The sequence below is a fragment of the Streptomyces sp. NPDC005962 genome, from assembly GCF_040629205.1.
Lineage (GTDB): Bacteria > Actinomycetota > Actinomycetes > Streptomycetales > Streptomycetaceae > Streptomyces.
This window is the reverse complement of record NZ_JBEXVE010000026.1, coordinates 25679-44822: the sequence shown is the minus strand read 5'-3', so window position 1 is coordinate 44822 and position 19144 is coordinate 25679. Positions and strand designations below refer to the sequence as shown.

At 71.8% G+C, this 19144-nt stretch carries 24 protein-coding genes; 9 read left to right on the top strand and 15 right to left on the bottom strand.

All coding sequences use genetic code 11. From position 1 onward, the window contains the following. The first annotated feature begins 238 nt into the window (after window positions 1-238). The 3 genes from ABZ370_RS32905 to ABZ370_RS32895 all read left to right on the top strand — a co-directional run bounded on the left by ABZ370_RS32905 (window position 239) and on the right by ABZ370_RS32895 (window position 2573). Window positions 239-580 carry a helix-turn-helix transcriptional regulator gene (locus tag ABZ370_RS32905; RefSeq protein WP_358628280.1) on the top strand — a complete coding sequence of 114 codons (342 nt, stop codon included), beginning with the start codon at window positions 239-241 and terminating at the stop codon, window positions 578-580. Next, window positions 577-1533 (top strand): hypothetical protein, encoded by a 957-nt coding sequence (locus ABZ370_RS32900; RefSeq protein WP_358628277.1) that lies wholly within the window; start codon window positions 577-579, stop codon window positions 1531-1533. Before ABZ370_RS32905 ends, ABZ370_RS32900 begins: the two co-directional genes overlap by 4 nt. Before the next feature lie 95 nt (window positions 1534-1628). Continuing rightward, on the top strand, window positions 1629-2573 hold the full coding sequence (locus ABZ370_RS32895) for a phosphatase PAP2 family protein (protein WP_358628274.1): 945 nt from the start codon (window positions 1629-1631) through the stop codon (window positions 2571-2573). On the opposite strand, the gene ABZ370_RS32890 is transcribed toward ABZ370_RS32895, so the two are convergent. Beyond that, window positions 2515-2940 carry an NUDIX domain-containing protein gene (locus tag ABZ370_RS32890; protein WP_358628272.1) on the bottom strand — a complete coding sequence of 142 codons (426 nt, stop codon included), beginning with the start codon at window positions 2938-2940 and terminating at the stop codon, window positions 2515-2517. The two genes, ABZ370_RS32895 and ABZ370_RS32890, sit on opposite strands and share 59 nt — an antisense overlap. A 114-nt stretch (window positions 2941-3054) precedes the next feature. On the opposite strand from ABZ370_RS32890, the gene ABZ370_RS32885 reads away from it, so the two are divergent. Then, a complete protein-coding gene (locus ABZ370_RS32885) occupies window positions 3055-4044 on the top strand; it encodes an aldo/keto reductase (protein WP_358628269.1) in 990 nt (329 codons plus the stop codon). Here ABZ370_RS32885 and ABZ370_RS32880 read toward each other — a convergent pair. Further along, window positions 4034-4666, bottom strand: coding sequence for a hypothetical protein (locus ABZ370_RS32880; protein ID WP_358628267.1), 633 nt, complete (start codon window positions 4664-4666; stop codon window positions 4034-4036). The genes ABZ370_RS32885 and ABZ370_RS32880 overlap by 11 nt on opposite strands. Before the next feature lie 9 nt (window positions 4667-4675). Continuing rightward, window positions 4676-6061, bottom strand: coding sequence for a MerR family transcriptional regulator (locus ABZ370_RS32875; protein WP_358628265.1), 1386 nt, complete (start codon window positions 6059-6061; stop codon window positions 4676-4678). Between the two features lie 114 nt (window positions 6062-6175). On the opposite strand from ABZ370_RS32875, the gene ABZ370_RS32870 reads away from it, so the two are divergent. Further along, complete coding sequence (locus ABZ370_RS32870; RefSeq protein ID WP_358628262.1) at window positions 6176-6571, top strand: VOC family protein; 396 nt, start codon at window positions 6176-6178, stop codon at window positions 6569-6571. Window positions 6572-6651: 80 nt separating this feature from the next. Here ABZ370_RS32870 and ABZ370_RS32865 read toward each other — a convergent pair whose 3' ends face one another. Beyond that, window positions 6652-7455 (bottom strand): SDR family NAD(P)-dependent oxidoreductase, encoded by an 804-nt coding sequence (locus ABZ370_RS32865; protein ID WP_358628259.1) that lies wholly within the window; start codon window positions 7453-7455, stop codon window positions 6652-6654. 123 nt (window positions 7456-7578) lie between these two features. Between ABZ370_RS32865 and ABZ370_RS32860 the strand changes: the two genes are divergently transcribed. Further along, window positions 7579-8487: a LysR family transcriptional regulator gene (locus ABZ370_RS32860; protein WP_358628256.1), complete on the top strand. Its 909-nt coding sequence runs from the start codon at window positions 7579-7581 to the stop codon at window positions 8485-8487. 64 nt (window positions 8488-8551) lie between these two features. Here the strand turns inward: ABZ370_RS32860 and ABZ370_RS32855 are convergent, their stop codons facing one another. Genes ABZ370_RS32855 through ABZ370_RS32845 form a run of 3 tightly spaced genes read right to left on the bottom strand, consistent with a single transcriptional unit; the run spans window position 8552 to window position 9846 of the window. Further along, window positions 8552-8752 carry a DUF397 domain-containing protein gene (locus ABZ370_RS32855; RefSeq protein WP_358628253.1) on the bottom strand — a complete coding sequence of 67 codons (201 nt, stop codon included), beginning with the start codon at window positions 8750-8752 and terminating at the stop codon, window positions 8552-8554. A gap of 13 nt (window positions 8753-8765) precedes the next feature. Beyond that, window positions 8766-8978 carry a DUF397 domain-containing protein gene (locus ABZ370_RS32850; RefSeq protein ID WP_358628250.1) on the bottom strand — a complete coding sequence of 71 codons (213 nt, stop codon included), beginning with the start codon at window positions 8976-8978 and terminating at the stop codon, window positions 8766-8768. A gap of 13 nt (window positions 8979-8991) precedes the next feature. Beyond that, window positions 8992-9846, bottom strand: coding sequence for a helix-turn-helix transcriptional regulator (locus ABZ370_RS32845; RefSeq protein WP_358628248.1), 855 nt, complete (start codon window positions 9844-9846; stop codon window positions 8992-8994). A 188-nt stretch (window positions 9847-10034) separates the two neighbouring features. Here ABZ370_RS32845 and ABZ370_RS32840 point away from each other — a divergent pair, with 188 nt between their 5' ends. Next, window positions 10035-10313 (top strand): hypothetical protein, encoded by a 279-nt coding sequence (locus tag ABZ370_RS32840; RefSeq protein WP_358628245.1) that lies wholly within the window; start codon window positions 10035-10037, stop codon window positions 10311-10313. A gap of 139 nt (window positions 10314-10452) precedes the next feature. After that, on the top strand, window positions 10453-11748 hold the full coding sequence (locus ABZ370_RS32835; protein WP_358628242.1) for a cytochrome P450: 1296 nt from the start codon (window positions 10453-10455) through the stop codon (window positions 11746-11748). 9 nt (window positions 11749-11757) lie between these two features. Here ABZ370_RS32835 and ABZ370_RS32830 read toward each other — a convergent pair whose 3' ends face one another. The 8 genes from ABZ370_RS32830 to ABZ370_RS32795 form a co-directional block, all read right to left on the bottom strand. After that, entirely contained in the window at window positions 11758-12036 is a 279-nt protein-coding gene (locus tag ABZ370_RS32830) for a gas vesicle protein K (protein WP_358628240.1), read from the bottom strand. Further along, entirely contained in the window at window positions 12033-12260 is a 228-nt protein-coding gene (locus ABZ370_RS32825; protein WP_358628237.1) for a gas vesicle protein, read from the bottom strand. The genes ABZ370_RS32830 and ABZ370_RS32825 overlap by 4 nt, the downstream gene beginning before the upstream one ends. Then, entirely contained in the window at window positions 12257-13030 is a 774-nt protein-coding gene (locus ABZ370_RS32820; RefSeq protein ID WP_358628234.1) for a GvpL/GvpF family gas vesicle protein, read from the bottom strand. The genes ABZ370_RS32825 and ABZ370_RS32820 overlap by 4 nt, the downstream gene beginning before the upstream one ends. Window positions 13031-13127: 97 nt before the next feature. Further along, entirely contained in the window at window positions 13128-13478 is a 351-nt protein-coding gene (locus ABZ370_RS32815) for a gas vesicle protein (protein WP_358628231.1), read from the bottom strand. Beyond that, window positions 13471-13710: a gas vesicle protein GvpG gene (locus ABZ370_RS32810; protein ID WP_358628228.1), complete on the bottom strand. Its 240-nt coding sequence runs from the start codon at window positions 13708-13710 to the stop codon at window positions 13471-13473. Before ABZ370_RS32810 ends, ABZ370_RS32815 begins: the two co-directional genes overlap by 8 nt. Further along, window positions 13698-14450 carry a GvpL/GvpF family gas vesicle protein gene (locus ABZ370_RS32805; protein WP_358628225.1) on the bottom strand — a complete coding sequence of 251 codons (753 nt, stop codon included), beginning with the start codon at window positions 14448-14450 and terminating at the stop codon, window positions 13698-13700. The genes ABZ370_RS32810 and ABZ370_RS32805 overlap by 13 nt, the downstream gene beginning before the upstream one ends. A 3-nt stretch (window positions 14451-14453) precedes the next feature. Then, on the bottom strand, window positions 14454-14927 hold the full coding sequence (gvpJ, locus tag ABZ370_RS32800; RefSeq protein ID WP_358628222.1) for a gas vesicle protein GvpJ: 474 nt from the start codon (window positions 14925-14927) through the stop codon (window positions 14454-14456). A gap of 46 nt (window positions 14928-14973) precedes the next feature. Then, the gene (locus ABZ370_RS32795; protein WP_358628219.1) at window positions 14974-15306 is read right to left on the bottom strand and encodes a gas vesicle protein; all 333 of its coding nucleotides are present in this window, start codon (window positions 15304-15306) and stop codon (window positions 14974-14976) included. Between the two features lie 226 nt (window positions 15307-15532). Between ABZ370_RS32795 and mfd the strand changes: the two genes are divergently transcribed. Further along, a complete protein-coding gene (gene mfd, locus ABZ370_RS32790; protein WP_358628216.1) occupies window positions 15533-19087 on the top strand; it encodes a transcription-repair coupling factor in 3555 nt (1184 codons plus the stop codon). The last annotated feature ends 57 nt before the right edge of the window (window positions 19088-19144 follow it).

Genomic DNA, 19144 nt, shown 5'->3' with positions numbered 1-19144 from the left:
GAGTGCCGCGCGGGCGGCCCTGCGGCCTGCGGCCCCCGGTCCCGCGGCGTGGCGGCGGGGGCCCAGACGGCAGGTCGGAGTCGACGACCGGGGGCGTCGTCCCCTCGGCCGGGGTCCCGAGGCCCGCCTCACACCGCGAGCGTGCCTCAGCCCCGCAGCTCGCCGCGGGCGTGGAGGCGCTGCCGGTGACCACCCAGGGCTGGCAGATATATTTCGTAGCTCGATATATGCTTGAAGTATGACGCGACAGAATCCGTCCTTGACGGAACCGCAGTACTTCATCCTTGCCGCGCTCATGGATGGACCGTTGCACGGTTACGGCATCATCAAGGCTGCCGAGCAGGCCACCGACGGGCGGCTCCGGATCGCTGTCGGCACTCTCTACGGTGCGCTGGAGCGGATGGAGCGGGCCGGGCTGCTGGTCGCCGACCATGAGGAGATCGTGGACGGGCGGGCGCGGCGCTACTACCGGCTCACTGAGGACGGCACCGAGGCACTCGGCCGGGAGGCGCTGCGGATGCAGCAGGCGGCGGCCGTCGTCATCGGACGCTCGCGGGATGCCGGAGCGGCCCCGGCATGAACCGCCTGCTGCTTGCGGCCTATCCCAAGTCCTACCGTGCCCGGCAGGGAGAGGAGCTGCTGACCTGCCTGGCCGAGGCGTATCCCGGCCGTTCCTGGCCCCCGCCGCGGGAAGTTGCCGCCTTGGCGTGTGCCGGGGTGCAGGCCCGCGCCCGTGCCGTCGTCGACGACGCGGCCCGGCCGTGGTGGCTGGACGGCACCCACCTGGCCGCCCTGGCCCTCGCAGCGCTGGCGCTGGTTCCGTACCTGCAGGACGTGTGGCACTGGGCACTGCGCATCGACCCCGGACAGCACGCCATCGCCTTCCACTTCTCCGGCTGGTATCCGTGGGCCGAAGGTCCCACGCGGATACGGCTGCTGCCCTACGGGCTGCTCCCGCTGGGCTGCCTGATCGCTCTGCTGCGTGGCAGACCGTGGATCGCGCTGCCGGCCGCGGCAGCCATGATCTGGGCCGGCGCCACGACCCACGGCCGCACCCTCTTCGGCGACGAGGGCAAGGCGGGCTTGAGCTACTACGGTCTTGGCGCCCCGATAACGGCCCGTGACCTGGTGCTCTCGGGGGCACTGTGCGCCGCGTGCGCCGTGCTGGCGCTCTGCCGTCCCAGCCGCCTGCGACGCCGCTCGTACCGCTGGCTGGCCCCTGTCGTGCTCGCCATGTCCATGGCCGGGGACCTGCACATCATCTCCGTCAGTCCGGCTTTCCAGCGCGGCTTGTTCGTCCTCGAAGCCACCGCGCTGCTCGGCGCGTGGGTCGCGACGGCGGCCACCGGCGACTACCGGTGGCTGATCCCCGTCGCGGCGGTCGCGATCGTCCGCACGCAGGCGATCGTCGTCCAGCCGGACGCGTTCATGCAGTCCCTTCCGGACCTGGTCGTCCTCCTCCTGCTGATCGCACCCCTCCCCGCCCTGGCGATCACCGCCCAGCGCCGACAGGGGCAGGCACTCGTCGAGTAGGAGCGGACCCCCGGTGGGCCGGCCGAGCCCGGCGGTCCACGTCGTGCCACAAGACGTGCGTGACCGAACTCCCCCCGGACGGAAGAAACTGATCGATGACTCAGCACGATTCTCCGACTCTGCCCGCGCACCGTCCGGGGGCCTCAAGGCAGGCCCCCGACGACCCCAGCCCGTCGCGTACGACACGGCCGTGGATGCCGGCTCTGCTGCACACCCTGGGGTTCCTGACGGTCTACCTGCTCGCCATCTGCACCCCGTGGGGGCAACGAGTTGAGAACGCCCTGTTTGATCTCGGTAAACAGGGCGGCGAAGAAGCATGGATCTACCCCCTGTCAGGAGCGGCCTACGGCTCGACGCCCCTGCCGCCGATGGAATTGAGCGCCAAGCCCACCCTGATGGCGGGCCTGGCCGTCATCGTGGTCCTCACCCTGGTGCGGCGGTGCTGGCGGCAGGGGTGCGCGGCGCTCGGGGTCGTCATTCTCACGACCGGAGGCAAGGAGGTGCTCAAATCGACCATCCTGCCCCGCCCCGATCTGGTGGGCGCGCCCGAGAATCTCCTTGATCAGGGTTTCCCCAGCGGGCACACGGCCATCCCCGCCGCGCTGACCCTCGCCGCCGTCCTCGTGGTTTCCCCCCGCATCCGCCCCTACGTCGCCACGGCCGGTGTGCTGTGGCTCGCCTGCATCGCTGCCGCCAGCGCGACCATGGGCGGCCACCGGCCCAGCGAAGTGCTGGGAGCCACACTGTTGGCCTGTGCCTGTTACGGCCTCGCGACCTGGCTGCTGCCGCCAGCCGCCGCGCCAGGCGCCACACGGAGCCCCCGTGCGCTGCCCGTGATCATCCTGACGTTGGCACTGGCCGTCGCCCTCGTTTCCGGCGCACGGAACGACACCCTCACAAGGTCACTGGTCTCCGCGGCGACGGCCTTCATATGTGCGGCCCTGGTCTGGTACGCCGCAGTCGGGCGGCCCGCAGCCCGCCTCACGCCGCCGCGAGCGCGCCCCCGGATCGCAGCAGCGGCACCACGTGGTTCCGGATAGCCGACGCCAGCCGGATGTCACTCTCGCCGCCCGCTATCCAGCGCATAGCGGCAAGTTCGGCCGCCGGGTGGGGCTCCCGGTCGATCCGGGCCTCGAACACGGTCAGCCGCATCGGCACCTTCTCCAGGACCGCCACCCCCTCGACCTCGGCCAGCAGCCGCGGCTCCAGCGGGGCCACGCCCAGCTCCTCGTCCAGCTCCCGGGCGAGGGTCTCCAGCGGGCCCTCGCCCGGGTCCGGCTTCCCGCCGGGCAGATAGAAGACCTCGGGAGCCGCCTTCTTGCTCACGACCAGCAGCCGCCCCCGCTGGACGATCGCGGCGGCGACGACCGTCATGGGCTCTTCGTCCTCGTACGTCGTGTGCGTCATGCGGGCGATTCTGGCAGCCGGGGGCGCACCCCTGGCCAGCGGTTTTTCACCGGTTGACTTGGAGTGCACTCCAACTCCTAGCGTGATCGTCACGACCGCGAAGGAGGCACCACGATGTCCGATCTTCCCACCCGCCACCTGGGCGAACTCACCGTCGGCGCACAGGGCCTGGGGCTCATGGGGATGAGCCACGGCTACGGCGACTCGGACGACGCCCAGTCGATAGCCACCATCCACCGCGCGCTCGACCTCGGCGTCACCCTGCTGGACACCTCCGACTTCTACGGCTTCGGCCACAACGAGGAACTGCTCGGCCGGGCCCTGGCCGGGCGCCGCCGCGAGCAGGCCGTCGTGGCCACCAAGTTCGGTTTCGCCAACCGGCTGGGTGAGCCCACCGCGATCCGGGGCGACGCCGCCTACGTCCGCCAGGCCTGCGACGCGTCGCTGCGCCGCCTCGGCGTCGACCACATCGACCTCTACTACCAGCACCGCGTCGACCCCGAGGTCCCGATCGAGGAGACCGTCGGCGCGATGGCCGAGCTGGTCCGGGCGGGCAAGGTGCGCCACCTCGGGCTGTCCGAGGCGAGCGCCGCGACGATCCGCCGCGCCCACGCGGTGCACCCCATCGCGGCGCTGCAGAGCGAATGGTCGCTGTGGACCCGGGACCTGGAGCAGGAGACCGCCCCGGTCTGCCGCGAACTCGGCATCGGCCTCGTCCCGTTCTCCCCGCTCGGCCGTGGCTTCCTGACCGGCCGCTACACCTCGGTCGAGAACCTGCCGGAAACGGACATGCGCCGCACCCAGCCCCGCTTCTCCGACGGCAACCTCGAACAGAACCTCGCCATCGTCGACAAGCTCGACGAACTGGCCCGGCAGAAGGGCGTCACCGCCGGTCAGCTCGCCCTCGCCTGGGTGCAGCACCGGGGCGACGACGTGGTGCCGATCCCGGGCACCCGCCGCGAGAAGTACCTGGAGGAGAACCTCGCCGCGGTCGCGGTCGAGCTGTCCGCCGCCGACCTGGCCGCGATCGACGCCGCCGCCCCGGCCGACCAGGTGGCCGGAACCCGCTACGACGAGAAGAGCCTCGCCTTCGTCAACCGCTGATCAGTTCGTCGATCACCGCGCCCAGCGCCTCCTGCTCCCCGGCCTCCAGCCACCGGGCGGCGTGCACCATGCGCAACGCGGTGACCAGCCGCTCCCGGTCCTCGTCCGTGCCGAGGTCACCGACGTACGGCGGCAGCACCACCGCGAGCGCCCGCAGTTCACCGCGTGCGCACAGCCGCCCCACCAGCGCGGCGAGCGGCCCGCCTTCGCGGGTCGTACCCAGCCCGTCGGCGATCCCGAACCGGGTCCAGTCCGCGTAGCTCCCCGCCGGTACGTCGCCGATGCGCGCGGCGGCCCGTACGAAGTGCCGGTGGGCAGCGTCTGAGTCACCGAGTGCCCGGTACGCCGAGCCCATGTTGACGTGCAGCGACGCGTAGAAGCCGCGCACCCGGTCGTCGCCGACCGCGTCGGCGCGGTCCAGGCACTCCTGGTTCCAGCGCAGCGTCTCCTCGGGGGTGGGCTGGTGCCGGGCCAGGTAGTGCGCGGCCACGCAGTGTTCGTAGTCGTCGGTGGCGGCGTCCCACGCCTGCCGGAAGCGGGCACGGGCGTCGTCGGCCCGCCCCTCGGCCTCGGCGGCCATGCCCTGCACACACAGCCGGACGACGGGGTTGTCGGGGTCCACGGGCTTCTCCTATGGGCTATGGACGGGCATGACCAGGGTGGTGAAACTCCCCTGGTCGGCGGAGCGAACGACGACGGGCTCGGCGGCCGAGGCGACATCCAGCAGCACATCGGGCCCCACGCCCGCCTCCAGCGCGGGCAGCAGAACGGCGGGTTCGAAGGCGATCCGCAGCGGCGGCCCGATGCAGAGGGCGGGCAGCGAGCCACTTTCCGCGACGGCGGGTGGTGGGGCGCCATCCGCGGCGATGGGCAGCGGGTAGCCGCCATCGGCGGTGCCCCCTGCGGTCGGCAGCGAGTTGCTGCCTGCGTCGGCTGGCGGTGCGCCGCTGTCCGCAGCGGTCGGCCGCGGATTGCCGCCTGCGGCGGCGGGCAGCGGGGTGTCCCGCGTGGCGGTGCCGCCTGTGGCAATGCTGCGCGTGGCGGTGCCTCCTGTGGCGGTGTCCTCTGCGGTGGTGGTCCGCGCGGTGGAGTCGCCTGCCGTGCTGCTGCCTGCTGCGCCCAGCCGGGCGTCGTGCGGGACGGCGGGCAGCTCAGGGCCGCCCTCGACCGTCAGCACGCCATCCCCCGTCCGCAGCACGACCGGCCCGTCGCCGCCCCGCTCCGCCACGGCCGCGCACAGCGCCGCGCGATCGGCGATGATCCGGTGCCGGGCGGGGGCGAGGCCGTCCAGCACCATGCGGTACGCGGGGAACGCCTCGTCCGCGACGGGCAGCACCCGCTCCTCGCCGCCACCCCGTACACGCACCTCCGCCCCCTCGACCTCGATCGCGACCTCCGGCAGCCCCCGGGCCCAGCCCGCGAGGTCCCGCAGCTCCTCGATGCCGACGGTCAGCCCGCACGGCTCGCCGCCGATCGCGAGCGGCCGCAGGGCCCGTACGGACAGCCGGTAGCGGTCGGTGGCCACCAGCCGCAGCTCCTGCTCGGCCAGCTCGATCAGCACCCGGCCCAGCACCGGGAACTCCTCCCGCACCGCGCCCACCGCCACCGCCGAACCCACCTGCCGCACCGCGCCCGCCAGCTCGGCGCCGCCGACCCGGGCCTCGGCGCGGCGCACCCCGCCCGGCAGCTCGCGCAGCACGTCCTCGATCGCCGCGCGGGCGGCAGTCGCCGATTCCCGGGTCCGCCGCAGCTGGTCCCGCAGCACCGCGCGGGCCTCCTCGGGCGGCCCGTCCAGCACGGCCGACGCGTCGATCAGCGGCAGCCCGGCCTCCCGCAGCCGCCGCAGCAGCGCGGCGCGGGGTGCCTGCTCCGGGGCGTAGTACCGGTATCCGGTGGCCGCGTCGACCCGGGCGGGCCGCAGTACGGCGCAGTCGTCGTAGAACCGCAGCGCGCTCGGCGCCAGCCCGACCCGGCGGGCGAAGGTGCCGATGCCCATCAGGGGCTCGTCGTCGTCCATGGGCGCCATGCTCGGCCTTCAAGCGGCTCGAAGGTCAAGCGGCCCCGGACCGATGAGTTCCGCGCCGCCCCCAGGTCATAACGGCATAAGCCATCACCACTTACGGAGGTCACCATGACCGACACCGCGAAGGGCACCCGGCTCACCGAAATCGGCCGGGTCGCCGTCACCGTCGCCGACCAGGACCGGGCGCTGGACTTCTACGTGGGCACGCTCGGCTTCGAGAAGCGCGCCGACATCCCCTTCGGCGACGGAATGCGCTGGATCGAGGTCGGCCCGGCGGACGCCCCGACCGGCATCGCCCTCGTCACCCCGCGTGAGGGGCACCCGGCGGGCCAGGAGACCGGGCTCATCCTCACCTCCGAGGACATCGACGCCGACCACGCCACGCTGCGCTCACGCGGCGTCGACACCGACCCGGAGGTCCAGCGATGGGGCGCCCCGGTCCCACCGATGTTCAGCTTCCGCGACGCGGACGGCAACACTCTGATGGTCGTCGAGAACGCCTGAGCCCCGCCCCACGAGGAGCGGGTCCGCACACGGGGGCGGACCGGCTCGCGCTCACAAACGGCTCGCCGCCTTCGGCCCGCTCAACCGAAGGCGGCCAGGGACACCGGCTGCCACTGGCGCCAGGTGCTCAGGCGCTCCTCGTAGAGCGCGGCGACGTCGGTGAAGGACTTGCCGAGGAAGATCCTCAGCGGGGGCTGGTCCGCATCGACGATCTGAAGGATCGCGTCGCGGGTGGCGCGCGGGTCGCCGACCTCGAAATCTGGCGCGGTGGCCGCGTGGACTTCGGTGTAGTCCGGGTGCTGCTCACTGTGCTGTGCCCCGCGGGCCAGCCAGTCGGTGGCGTAGGGGCCGGGCTCGACGTTGGTGATGTGGATGCCGAAGGCTGCCACTTCTTGCGCCAGGGACTCCGACAATCCCTCGAGAGCCCATTTGGAGGCGTGGTAGGCACCGATGCCGGGGAAGGCGCGTACGCCGCCCTCGCTGGTCACCTGCAAGATCCTTCCCGATCGTTGGGCCCGCATGAGGGGCAGAACGGCCTGCGTGACCCATACCGCGCCGAAGAAGTTGGTCTCCATCTGAGTCCGGAGTTCGTCCTCGTCCAGCTCCTCGACCATGCCGAAATGTCCGTAGCCGGCATTGTTGATCGCGATGTCCAGCGAACCGAAATGCGAGTGTGCCCGCCGCACTGCCGCATGGACGGCCGCACGGTCGGTGACGTCGAGCCGAAGCGGCAATACCGCGTCGCCGTACCGCTCGGCCAAAGGGGTGAGCTGGCCGACATCCCGAGCTGTCGCCACGACGTGATCGCCGCGTTCGAGCGCGGCCTCCGTCCACTCGCGGCCGAACCCCCTCGAGCTGCCCGTGATGAACCATGTCTTCGCCATGTCTGGTGCTCCCTATGGGTTGCTTGCTGTGCTGCTCCTCCATCGTGCTGCCGGTCGAGGTATTCCACCAGCGAGTGTCTTGCATAGAAGACATGCGGTTTCGGAATGTGTCAGTATGGCGGCATGGCCGACTTCACCCTCACCGGCCTGCGCGTCATTCAGGCCGTCGTCGACACCGGATCATTCACCGCCGCGGCCGACGCGCTCGGATACACGCAGTCAGCGGTGTCCCGTCAGGTGGCGGCGATGGAAGCCGCCGCGGGCACACCGCTGTTCGTCCGGGGCGCCCGCGGGGTCGCCCCTTCCCCTGCGGGCATGATGCTCGCCCGCCGAGCCGCGACGGCCCTCAACGAGATCGATGCCGTCAGCACGGACCTCGCCGGGCTGCGGGACCACCTCACCGGACGAGTCGCCATCGCCGCGTTCCCCTCGGCCGCCGCCGTGCTCGTCCCCAGGGCATTGGCCCGCCTCCGAAACGACCATCCGGGCCTGATCGTCGAGTTCAGCGAGGCGTCCTCGCCCACGCAGCTGCGCCAGCTCCGCGCTCACCGCATCGACGTCGCGGTGATCGGCGTGGGGCCGGACCTGCCCACCTACGATTTCGAGCGACTGACCCGCGACCTGCTCCTGGAAGGCGGGCTCCTGCTCGCCGTGCCCGCGAACCACCGGTTCGCCGGTCGTGGAACCATCCCGGTGGCCGAGCTGAGAGATGAAGCCTGGATCATCGGCAAGGGCCTCCGCGACGACCCGCAGTTCGGCGCCTGGCCAACCCTCGACCACCCACGGATCGCCTACGCCGCCCGCGAATGGCCCACCCGCCTGGGTCTTGTCGCCGCCGGTCTTGGCATTGCCGTACTGCCCGAACTCGCCGCCGCGGCGGTCCCCACCGGTGTCCGTACCGTCCACGTCGATGACCCCGCCTGGCTCGGCCGAGCCACGGTCGCCGTCACGGTTCGCGACCGCTCTCCCGAGGTGACGGCCACCGTGGCGGCGCTCCGCCACGAGGCCGCACAGCTTCGTGCGCTGCCGTAATCCGCTCGCGCTGGGGACGGCACGTGGCTCACGGTCGAGGGTGACGAGGTGTCCCGTTTGCGGATCAGCTGATGAGACGGTCGAGCTTGCCTGCCTTGGCGGCGCGTATGAAGGCGCCGAAGGCGGTGGGGTGGGTGGCGAGGATGGTGTCGGGCACGTCGCTCTCGCGGAGTCGGAGGGTGCCGTCGCGGTCGCCGCGTACGTAGACGCAGTTGCCCGCGTTCCCGCTGTACGAGGACTTGCGCCAGTTGTGCGTGGTGGCCATGCGCGCTCCTTGGTCAGGTCGAGGCGGTTGGGTGGGCGAGGGAGTCGAACTCGCCTGCCTTAGCCGCACGTATGAAGGTGCCGAATGCGGCAGGACTGGCTGCGAGTGCGATCCTGGGTTCGTCGCTCTCGCGGAGTCGGAGGGTGCCGTCGCGGTCGTTACGTACGTAGACGCAGTTGGCCGCGTTGCCGCTGTGCGACGACTTCTGCCAGGCGTAAGTGGGCACAGACGTACCTTAGTCAGAGAGTCTGCGCGATGCGGTGGATCACGTCGCGGGACTTCGCAGGCTCCAGTGCGAGGGATTCCATGCGGTCCAGTGTGCTGCGATAGCGGGTCAGTTGAGGCGGCGTGTCCAGGTACTCGGAGCCGTGGTCGGTATCGAGCTGCACGGTGTCCATCTGAGGTACCTCCCCACACAGGTAGATGATCCCCTGGCCGGAGTTGGGGAAAGCGCCTGCCTCGAAGGGGATCACCAGCAGGGTGATGTGCTCTTCCTCGCTCATGGTGAGCAGGTATTCCAGCTGCGCACGGGCTACGCTCGCGCCGCCGAATTCCATGCGTAGGGCTGCCTCGTGGATTGTCGCGGCCAAAGGCGTGGGCCGGTCCCCGTGGAGAACGGCCTGCCGCTTGATTCGGTGCGATACCCGGTGCTCGACCTCATACGGAGCGAGTGGCGGTTCCACCGCGCTGATGACCGCGTGGGCATGGACACGCGTCTGGAGAAGGCCGGGCATGTGAATGACGGACGCCACCCGCATCGCATGGGTGTGGTGCTCCAGCTCGGCGAGATCGAGCATGCCAGCGGGCAGGATCTCGCGGTACTCCTCCCACCAGCCTCGGGTCCGGCCGCCGGTCATCTGCGTGAGTGCCTCGATCAGCGCCTCATCCGTGCAGCCGTAGAGGCGAGCCAGGGCTCGCACGCGGTCGGCGCTCACCGCGTAGCCGCCTGCCTCGATGTTGCTGATGCGTGACTGCGTGGCGCCGAACAGCTCCCCGGCCTGCGTGGCCGACAGTTCCGCGTTCTCGCGGAGGCGGCGCAGCTCCGCGCCGAGGCGTCGTTGCCGCACGGTGGGCGGGAGTTTGGTCCGGGCCATCGTGCCCATTCTCCTTGTTCTCGCGTATCACCCGATCGGGTGGTGTTGGACTGCAAAGAAGTCGAGTGATGGACTGTAGTCCAATGCGATGGCTACGGTGTCAATCACCTGCTGGTACGGGCTGATTGCCCTGCTGCGACATGAGTGCCCGGACCAACTCCACCTTCTGACGGGAGACTTCCCAGGAAGTGCGCTCGCTCGTCCTCGACACCGCACCCCGACTCTTCGCCGTCGTCCAGGAATTCGCTCTGGATGACGGCTGGCGGGACGCCGAAGTCGCGGCGTGGGGGCTCGCGTACGAGGACGGGCGGGTGGACGTGATCAGCGTCGACGGGACGCGACGGTTCAGCTTGCCCTCGCCCGAACGGGCCACCTGGCACTTCGCGCGGATGGACGGCGTCACCGCGCGGCTGGTGTGGCTCACGCCGTCGCGCGCCGCCACCTTCGACGCGGCCGAAGCGGCCTGACGACCACAGGACTGGCAGCGACCTGCATAGTTGTGGAACGGATGACGTTCTGGCGGTTGGTCCGATCGGGGCCCACGGTTAGCCTGTGCGCCTCGCCGTACCAGCGGCCGCGCTGATCCACCGCTCCAAGGAAGACCTCGTGACGAATCTCCAGGACCCGCAGGACATTCCGGACCCTCAGGACGCGCCCGATGGTACGGGCTCGGTGCCGCCTCCCGGCTGCCCCGCCCACGGCGGCGCCTCCCCGTTGTACGGGCCGCGGTTTCTGCGGGATCCGACCGAGAGCTACCAGCGGATGAGGCGCGACCACGGGCAGGTCGCCCCGGTCCTGCTCGAGGCCGACATCCCCGCGTGGCTCGTCCTCGGCTACCGCGAGACGCGCCAGATCCTCGGCGACACCCAGACTTACGGCCGTGACCCCCGCCGCTGGAACCGCTGGGACGAGGTTCCGCCCGACTGGTCCCTCATGCCTTGGGTCGCCTACAGCCCCATGATCCATTACACGGAGGGGGACGAGCACCGGCGGCGCTCGGCGGCCGTCAGCGACGCTCTCTCCATCGTCGATCCCTCCGAGTTGCGTGCGCACTGCGAGCGCTTCGCCGACGGTCTGATCGACAAGTTCGCCGGCAGCGGCAAGGCGGACCTGGTGTTCGACTACGTCTACTCGGTGCCCGCCCTCGCCATGGGCACGATGTTCGGCCTGCCCGAGCACCAGCTCGAGGACTTGGCGCAGGCCCTGACGGCAAGCCTTGACGCCAGCGAGGACGCCATCGCGGCCCAGCAGCGGGCCGCCGAGATCGTGGCGCGGCTGGTGGCAGCCAAGCGCGATGCGCCGGGCCTGGACATCACCTCCCGGTTCGTCCAGAACTCCCCAGATCTCACCGACGAGCAGTTGGTCGGAGACATCATGGTGATGATGGTCGCGGGCTTGCCCGCCACGTCGTACTGGATCGGCACCACCGTCCGGCTGATGCTCACCGACACCCGGTTCGCCGTGACCCTCGCGGGCGGCCGAAGGAGTATCGGCGAGGCCATGACCGAGGTGCTGTGGGCGGACTCCCCCGTCCCGAACGTCATCGGGCGCTTCGCCATTCGGGACACCATGCTCGGAGGTCAGCGCATCCGCGCCGGTGACCTCCTCGTCCTCAGCCTCGCCGCCGCGAACATGGACCCGCTGCTGTGGCCCGACACCACGGCGGGCTTCGCCGGGAACAACGCGTATCTGTCCTTCACCGGCGGCGACTATGGATGCCCGTTGGGCGCGCCCGAACTGGCCAAGACCATCGCGGAGATGGCGATCGAGGTGCTGCTCGACCGGGTTCCGGATCTGACCCTGGCGGTCGAGCCCGAGGAGCTGGAGTGGATTGACTCTCTGTGGTGCCGAGCCCCGTCCAGCCTCCCTGTCACCTTCACCCCCACGTACATCAACGGTTGACGAAGCGGCCTAGTCGCGGGGGAGGAGGGTGCCCAGTGGGCCCAGGTCCAGGTTGAGGTCTTCCAGGCTCAGGCCGTGCTGGTCGCAGAGTTCGGTCATCCGCTGGTCCAGGTGCATCAGCGTCGTGCCGATGCGGTCGACCTGGTCGTCGGTGAGGTCGCCCGTGTCGATGCGGCGCAAAGCCTGGCGTTCCATCAGCTGGCGGAGGAGTTCGACCACCGTCAGGACGAGGGCGACCAGGTCGCGGCCCATCGCCTCGGTGTCGAGGTTGACACGGGTGTCGGTCACAGCGGGCCGCCGTCGGTCCAGGGGGCGGGGACGCGTTCGTTGACGGAGGACAGCAGGGCGTGCAGGGAGAGCCGGATGAGGGGGACCTCGGCGATCGCGATGACCAGGTCGCCGCTGACCACGACCCCGGCGGCGAGCACGCGGTCGAGGAGGTCGACCAGGGGTACGCCGACCGGGCCCAGGGATTCGGCGGGGACGGTGCCCCAGGCGGGGGTGGTCGTCATGGGGCGGTCCCGGCGTCGGCGAAGGCGTCGGCGAAGGAGTACGGGGCCCACGGGCCGGACAGCTCGATCTCGACGGCGGGCTCGTCGCCGCGCAGCGACGTCAGGGCGGCGCGGAGTTCGCGGGTCCGGGCGGCGTCGAGGAGGTAGGCCGCGTTGAGGATGTGGGTGCGGTGAGGGCCGGTCACCTCGGGGCCGTGGGGACGTAGGCGGCGGGTGGCCACGGCCAGGCTCTGGACGACGGAGTCCACGCGCTCGGCCGCCTGGAGGGCCGCGTTCTGGCGCTGTTCGCGGCCCTGGTGGCGGTTGCGTACGCGGTCCAGGTAGGCGCGGCCGGTCAGCGGGGCGGGGTCCGGCGCGGGGGTGGCGGGCGCGGCGGGGGCGTAGACCTTGACGCCCCATTCGGAGCGGTTCGCGAGCCGGTCGAGGGCGGTGAGGAAGTCGTTCTGTTTCGAGCGCAGCGCCTCGCGGACCCGCGCGTCGCCTCGGTAGAGGGTGGCGAGGGGGAGGGGGACGGTCGCGGTGACGGACGAGACGGCCGTGATCACCTCGTGGTGGGCGCGGGCGCAGCGTTCGAGTTCGGCGCGGTCGGACAGCCGCCGCCGCAGGGCCTCTTCGGCGTAGTCGGCGGCCGGTACGTCCTGGACGACGGCGGTGAGCGGGCCCACGGGGAGGGTGCGGACGGGGCTGCCCGGGTCGAGTCCGGTCAACCCCGTCGGCGCGGGGCCGTCGTACGGGTGGCAGACGGCGTACGCGTAGGTGAGGACGGTCATCGGCTGTTCCCCCTTTGGGGTACGGGGGCCGGCTCGGCGGACTCGGCCAGCCGCCCCCTGAGCCGCGCGTTCTCCTCAGCGAGGGCGAGGGTGGCGGTCACGCGCCGTCGCCTCCCGCCGGGGCCGCGGCGGTCAGTTCGCCGGACTCGAAGGCGTCGAGGCGCTCCCGCAGCCGCTCGTTCTCCTCCGCGAGGGCGTCCCGCCGGGCGCGCGAGGACAGCGCGGGATCGGTCTCCCACCAGTCGATCCCGGCCTTGCGGGCGGTGTCCACGGACGCGACGAACAGCCGCAGCCGGATGGTGAGGAGTTCGATGTCCAGCAGGTCGATCTTGATGTCCCCGGCGATGACGATGCCCTTGTCGAGGACGCGTTCAAGGATCTCGGCCAGGTCGGAGGTGGGCGGGCCGGTGGTCGGGGGCGGAGTGCACAGCAGATCGCGTTCAGTCACGGCGCGTCGTCCCTCGTTCCAGCAGGTCGAGCAGGCGGTCCTCTTCGCGGTCGAACTCCTCCGCGCTGATCGCCCCGGACTCCAGGGCCTCGTTCAGGGCGGCGAGCCGGGCCCGGACCACGGACGGGTGGCACGTTTCCCGCTCGGCGGCGTCCCGCAGGCGGTCCGCGACCCACACCACGCCCCGTACGGGCGCCAGCGGGAGCAGCGCGATCTCGCTCAGCACGCCCATGCGGGCTCCACGAAGCTGTAGCAGGGCAGCGGCCCGGTCAGCCGCAGCTCGACATGGCCGCCGTGCTCGGACGCCAGGCGCTCCACGACGGTGCGGAAGCGCCGCAGTTCGTCGCGGGCGAGGAGGAAGGAGGCGTTGAGCACGCACCCCGGCACCTCCGGCCCGGCGACCCGTTCGTCCGCCACCGCCGACAGCTCGGCCAGCACGGCGGTGGCGGTGGCCGTGGCGCGGCGGGTCAGGCCCCGGGCCACGGCCTCGCCGAGTCGCAGGCTGGCCTCGTAGCCGGGGTTGCGGCGGGCGGCCGTGCGCAGCCGGGCGACCTCGGGGTCCTCCTGGACGAGCGACCGCAGATCGCCCTGGGCGGGGACCGCCTTGACGTTCATCTCGACCCGGCCGTCGACCCGGTGGAGGGCGGCGAGGCAGTCGCCGTGCGAGGACACCAGCTGGCGCCGCACCACCGCCTCGTCGGGCGCGACCATCCCGAAGCGCATGGGCAGCACCGGGCCGTCCGCCGCGAGCGCGAGCGCCAGTTCCTGGTGGGCGAGGAGGTCGCGCCGCTTGGCGCGCAGCCCCTGTGGGGCGTCGCTGACGACGGCGGCCAGCTCACCGGCGCGCAGCGTACGCAGCGGGGCGGGGTGTTCGCCGACGCCGGTGCGGCCGGGCGGGAGGACGCGGCGGGCGTGGACGACGCCGTAGACGTACACGCTGCGGGGCGCGGCGGTCGCGGCGCTCTCGGCCATAGGTCAGTCCTCCTCGGACTCGGAGCGGCGGCGGGTGCGGGGCGCGGTGCCGCCGGTGCGGCGCCGGGGCCGGGACTCCTCTTCCGGTTCGTCCTCGTCACCGCCGCCGACGGCCTGCTTGACCTTGTCCTCCACGGCGCCGACCGCCTTCTTGACCTTCCGCTTGCCGAGGCCCTGGGCTACGGAACCCGCCCCGGTGCCGCCCCCGCCGCCCGCGCCGAACAGCTCGGGCACGGTGCGGCTGGTGCGGTCGTGTTCGAGGTCCACGCGGTTGCAGGCCTCGGCGAAGCGGAGGTAGGTGTCCACGCTCGCGACGACGATCCGGGCGTCGATCTTCAGGATCTCGATGCCGACCAGGGAGACCCTGATGAACACGTCGATCACCATGCCGCGGTCGAGGATCAGCTCCATGACGTCGTACAGGGTGCCCGCCCGCGGAACGCAGACGACTTCCTCGGTGTAGGTGGTGGGGGCCATGGTCGAGCGGTCCTTTCAGCAGTCGTCCCACTCAGCGGTCGTCGGCTCAGCAGTCGTCGGACGCACCGCGCCGGTAGCGGCGGACCCTCCGGTACTCGCGCAGTTCGCCCCGCTGGTCGAGGTCCACCTCGTACGTGGCCAGCAGGCTCGTCGTGTCGGGGATGCGCTCGACCTCCAGCACGTCCACGCTCACCCGCCAGCCGTCCTCGGTGCGGCGCACCGCCGACACCCCCTCGGTGGGATGGGTGATCAGCGCGGCGAGCCGTTCGCAGGCGTGCCCGGCCGCCTGCTCGGGCCCGGGCTCGCGTTCCCGCTCCCGCGTCCTGCCGCGGCCCGTCTCGGCGCCGGACGCGCGCCGCTCTCGCTCTGCCATGTCCATCAGTCTGTTCACAACCCGCCCCCACCCGCGCGCTGAGCTGGGCCAGATGCGGGCGTGGCGTACTCCGGCGTACGCGGAAGGCGGGGATCGGCGCTCGGCGCCGTATGACCGGACAAACCGCACCCGGCGGAGGATGTCCGCGCGGGGCCGTACTCTGGAAGACCCCCGGCCCGTGTGACGTGTCGGGTCGTTCGCGTTGTCCGTCTCCGGGATGGAATACCCCTTTATGAGCCTCACCGGCCTGCTCGACGCCGTCGTACGGGACCCCGCGCTCGCCGAGGCGGTGCGCGGCGCCACCGACGGAAACCGGCCCCATGTGGATCTGGTCGGCCCGCCCGCCGCCCGGCCCTTCGCGCTCGCCGCGCTGGCGCGCTCCGCCGGGCGGCCCGTGCTGGCGGTGACCGCCACCGGCCGGGAGGCCGAGGATCTGGCGGCCGCGCTGCGGTCGCTGCTGCCGCCGGACGGGGTGGTGGAGTATCCGTCGTGGGAGACGCTGCCGCACGAGCGGCTCTCGCCGCGGTCGGACACGGTGGGCCGTCGGCTCGCCGTGCTGCGGCGGCTCGCGCATCCGAGCCCGGACGATCCGGCCGCGGGGCCGGTGTCGATCGTGGTCGCGCCGGTGCGCTCGGTGCTGCAGCCGCAGGTCAAGGGGCTCGGCGAGCTGGAGCCGGTGAGTCTGCGGGCCGGGCGGAGCGCCGATCTGGGGGAGATCGTGGACGGGCTCGCGGCCGCCGCGTACTCCCGGGTGGAGCTGGTCGAGAAGCGCGGCGAGTTCGCCGTGCGCGGCGGCATCCTGGATGTCTTTCCGCCGACGGAGGAGCATCCGCTGCGGATCGAGTTCTGGGGCGACGACATCGAGGAGATCCGCTACTTCAAGGTCGCGGACCAGCGTTCCCTGGAGGTCGCCGAGCACGGGCTGTGGGCCCCGCCCTGCCGTGAGCTGCTGCTGACCGAGGACGTACGGGAGCGGGCCCGGGCCCTCGCCGAGGCCCATCCGGAGCTGGGCGAGCTGCTGGGCAAGATCGCCGAGGGGATCGCGGTCGAGGGCATGGAGTCCCTGGCCCCGGTGCTCGTCGACGACATGGAACTGCTGCTGGACGTGCTGCCCGCGGGCAGCATGACGGTGGTCTGCGACCCGGAGCGGGTGCGGACCCGGTCGGCCGACCTCGTGGCCACGTCGCAGGAGTTCCTCCACGCGTCGTGGGCGGCCACGGCCGGTGGTGGCGAGGCGCCGATCGACGTCGGTGCGGCCTCGCTGTGGGGGCTGGCGGACGTCCGGGACCGGGCGCGCGAGCTGGGCATGATGTGGTGGTCGGTGAGCCCCTTCGCGGCCGACGCGGAGCTGACGGAGACACTTGCCGCTGACGCGGCGGGGGACACCCTCACGCTCGGCATGCACGCCCCCGAGACGTACCGGGGCGACACCGCCCGCGCGCTGGCCGACACCAAGGGCTGGCTCGCCGAGGGCTGGCGCGCGGTGTACGTCACCGAGGCACACGGCCCGGCGTCCCGGACCGTCGAGGTGCTCAGCGGTGAGGGGATCGCGGCGCGGCTCGACGCGGACCTCGGCGAGATCAAGCCGTCCGTGGTGCACGTGGCGTGCGGTTCCATCGACTTCGGCTTCGTCGACCCCGGTCTGAAGCTGGCCGTCCTCACCGAGACGGACCTGTCCGGGCAGAAGGCGGCGGGCAAGGAGGGCGCGCGGATGCCCGCGCGCCGCCGTAAGACGATCGACCCGCTCTCCCTGGAGGCGGGCGACTTCATCGTCCACGAGCAGCACGGCGTCGGCCGCTACATCGAGATGGTGCAGCGCACCGTGCAGGGCGCGACCCGCGAGTATCTGGTCGTCGAGTACGCCCCGGCCAAGCGCGGCCAGCCCGGCGACCGGCTCTACATCCCGACCGACCAGCTGGAGCAGATCACCAAGTACGTGGGCGGCGAGGCCCCGACCCTGCACCGGCTCGGCGGCGCCGACTGGACGAAGACCAAGGCGCGCGCCAAGAAGGCCGTCAAGGAGATCGCGGCCGATCTGATCAAGCTGTACTCGGCCCGGATGGCCGCCCCCGGCCACGCCTTCGGCCCCGATACGCCCTGGCAGCGCGAGCTGGAGGACGCGTTCCCGTACGCGGAGACCCCCGACCAGCTCACCACCATCGGCGAGGTCAAGGAGGACATGGAGAAGTCGGTCCCGATGGACCGGCTGATCTGCGGCGACGTCGGCTACGGCAAGACCGAGATCGCGGTGCGCGCCGCGTTCAAGGCGGTCCAGGACGGCAAGCAGGTCGCGGTCCTGGTGCCGACGACGCTGCTCGTCCAGCAGCACATGGGCACCTTCGGCGACCGCTACGGGCAGTTCCCGGTCGTGGTCAAGGCGCTGTCCCGGTTCCAGACGGACACCGAGGCGAAGGCCGTCCTGGAGGGGCTGCGGGAGGGCTCGGTGGACGTCGTCATCGGCACCCACCGGCTGTTCTCCTCCGAGACCAAGTTCAAGAACCTGGGCCTGGTCATCGTCGACGAGGAGCAGCGCTTCGGCGTGGAGCACAAGGAGCAGCTGAAGAAGCTCCGCGCCAACGTGGACGTGCTGACCATGTCCGCGACGCCCATCCCGCGCACCCTGGAGATGGCGGTCACCGGCATCCGCGAGATGTCCACGATCACCACCCCGCCGGAGGAGCGCCACCCGGTGCTGACCTTCGTCGGGCCGTACGAGCAGAAGCAGATCGGCGCGGCCATCCGCCGTGAGCTGCTGCGCGAGGGCCAGGTCTTCTACATCCACAACCGGGTCGAGTCCATCGACCGGGCCACGGCCCGGCTCCGGGAGATCGTCCCCGAGGCGCGCATCGCCACCGCCCACGGGCAGATGTCGGAGGGCGCCCTGGAGCAGGTCGTGGTCGACTTCTGGGAGAAGAAGTTCGACGTCCTGGTCTCGACGACGATCGTCGAGTCCGGCATCGACATCTCCAACGCCAACACGCTCATCGTCGAGCGCGGCGACAACTTCGGCCTCTCCCAGCTGCACCAGCTGCGCGGCCGGGTCGGGCGGGGGCGCGAGCGCGGATACGCGTACTTCCTCTACCCGCCGGAGAAGCCGCTCACCGAGACCGCCCACGAGCGGCTGGCCACCATCGCCCAGCACACCGAGATGGGCGCGGGCATGTACGTGGCGATGAAGGACCTGGAGATCCGCGGCGCGGGCAATCTGCTCGGCGGCGAGCAGTCCGGCCACATCGCGGGCGTCGGCTTCGACCTGTACGTACGGATGGTCGGCGAGGCCGTCGCCGACTACCGGGCGGCGATCGAGGGCGCCGAGGAGGAGGAGGCGCCGCTGGAGGTCAAGATCGAGCTCCCGGTCGACGCGCACGTCCCGCACGACTACGCGCCGGGCGAGCGGCTGCGCCTCCAGGCGTACCGCGCCATCGCCTCGGCCAACGGCGAGGACGACATCCGCGCCGTCCGCGAGGAGCTGACCGACCGCTACGGGCCGCTGCCCGAGCCGGTGGAGAACCTGCTCCTGGTCGCGGGCCTGCGCCTGCTGGCCCGCTCCTGCGGCGTCGGCGACATCACCCTCCAGGGCTCCAACATCCGCTTCGGGCCGGTGGAGCTGCGCGAGTCCCAGGAGCTGCGCCTGAAGCGGCTCCACCCGCGGGCGATCCTCAAGCCCGCCACCCAGCAGGTCCTGGTGCCCAGGCCGGCGACGGCCCGCATCGGCGGAAAGCCGGTGGTGGGGCGGGAGCTGCTGGCGTGGACGGGCGAGTTCCTGACGACGATTCTGGGGTCGTGAGGAGGGGGCGTGACGGCGCTTCCGGGGTGGTGACGGTCGCGTTCCCAGGGAACCGGC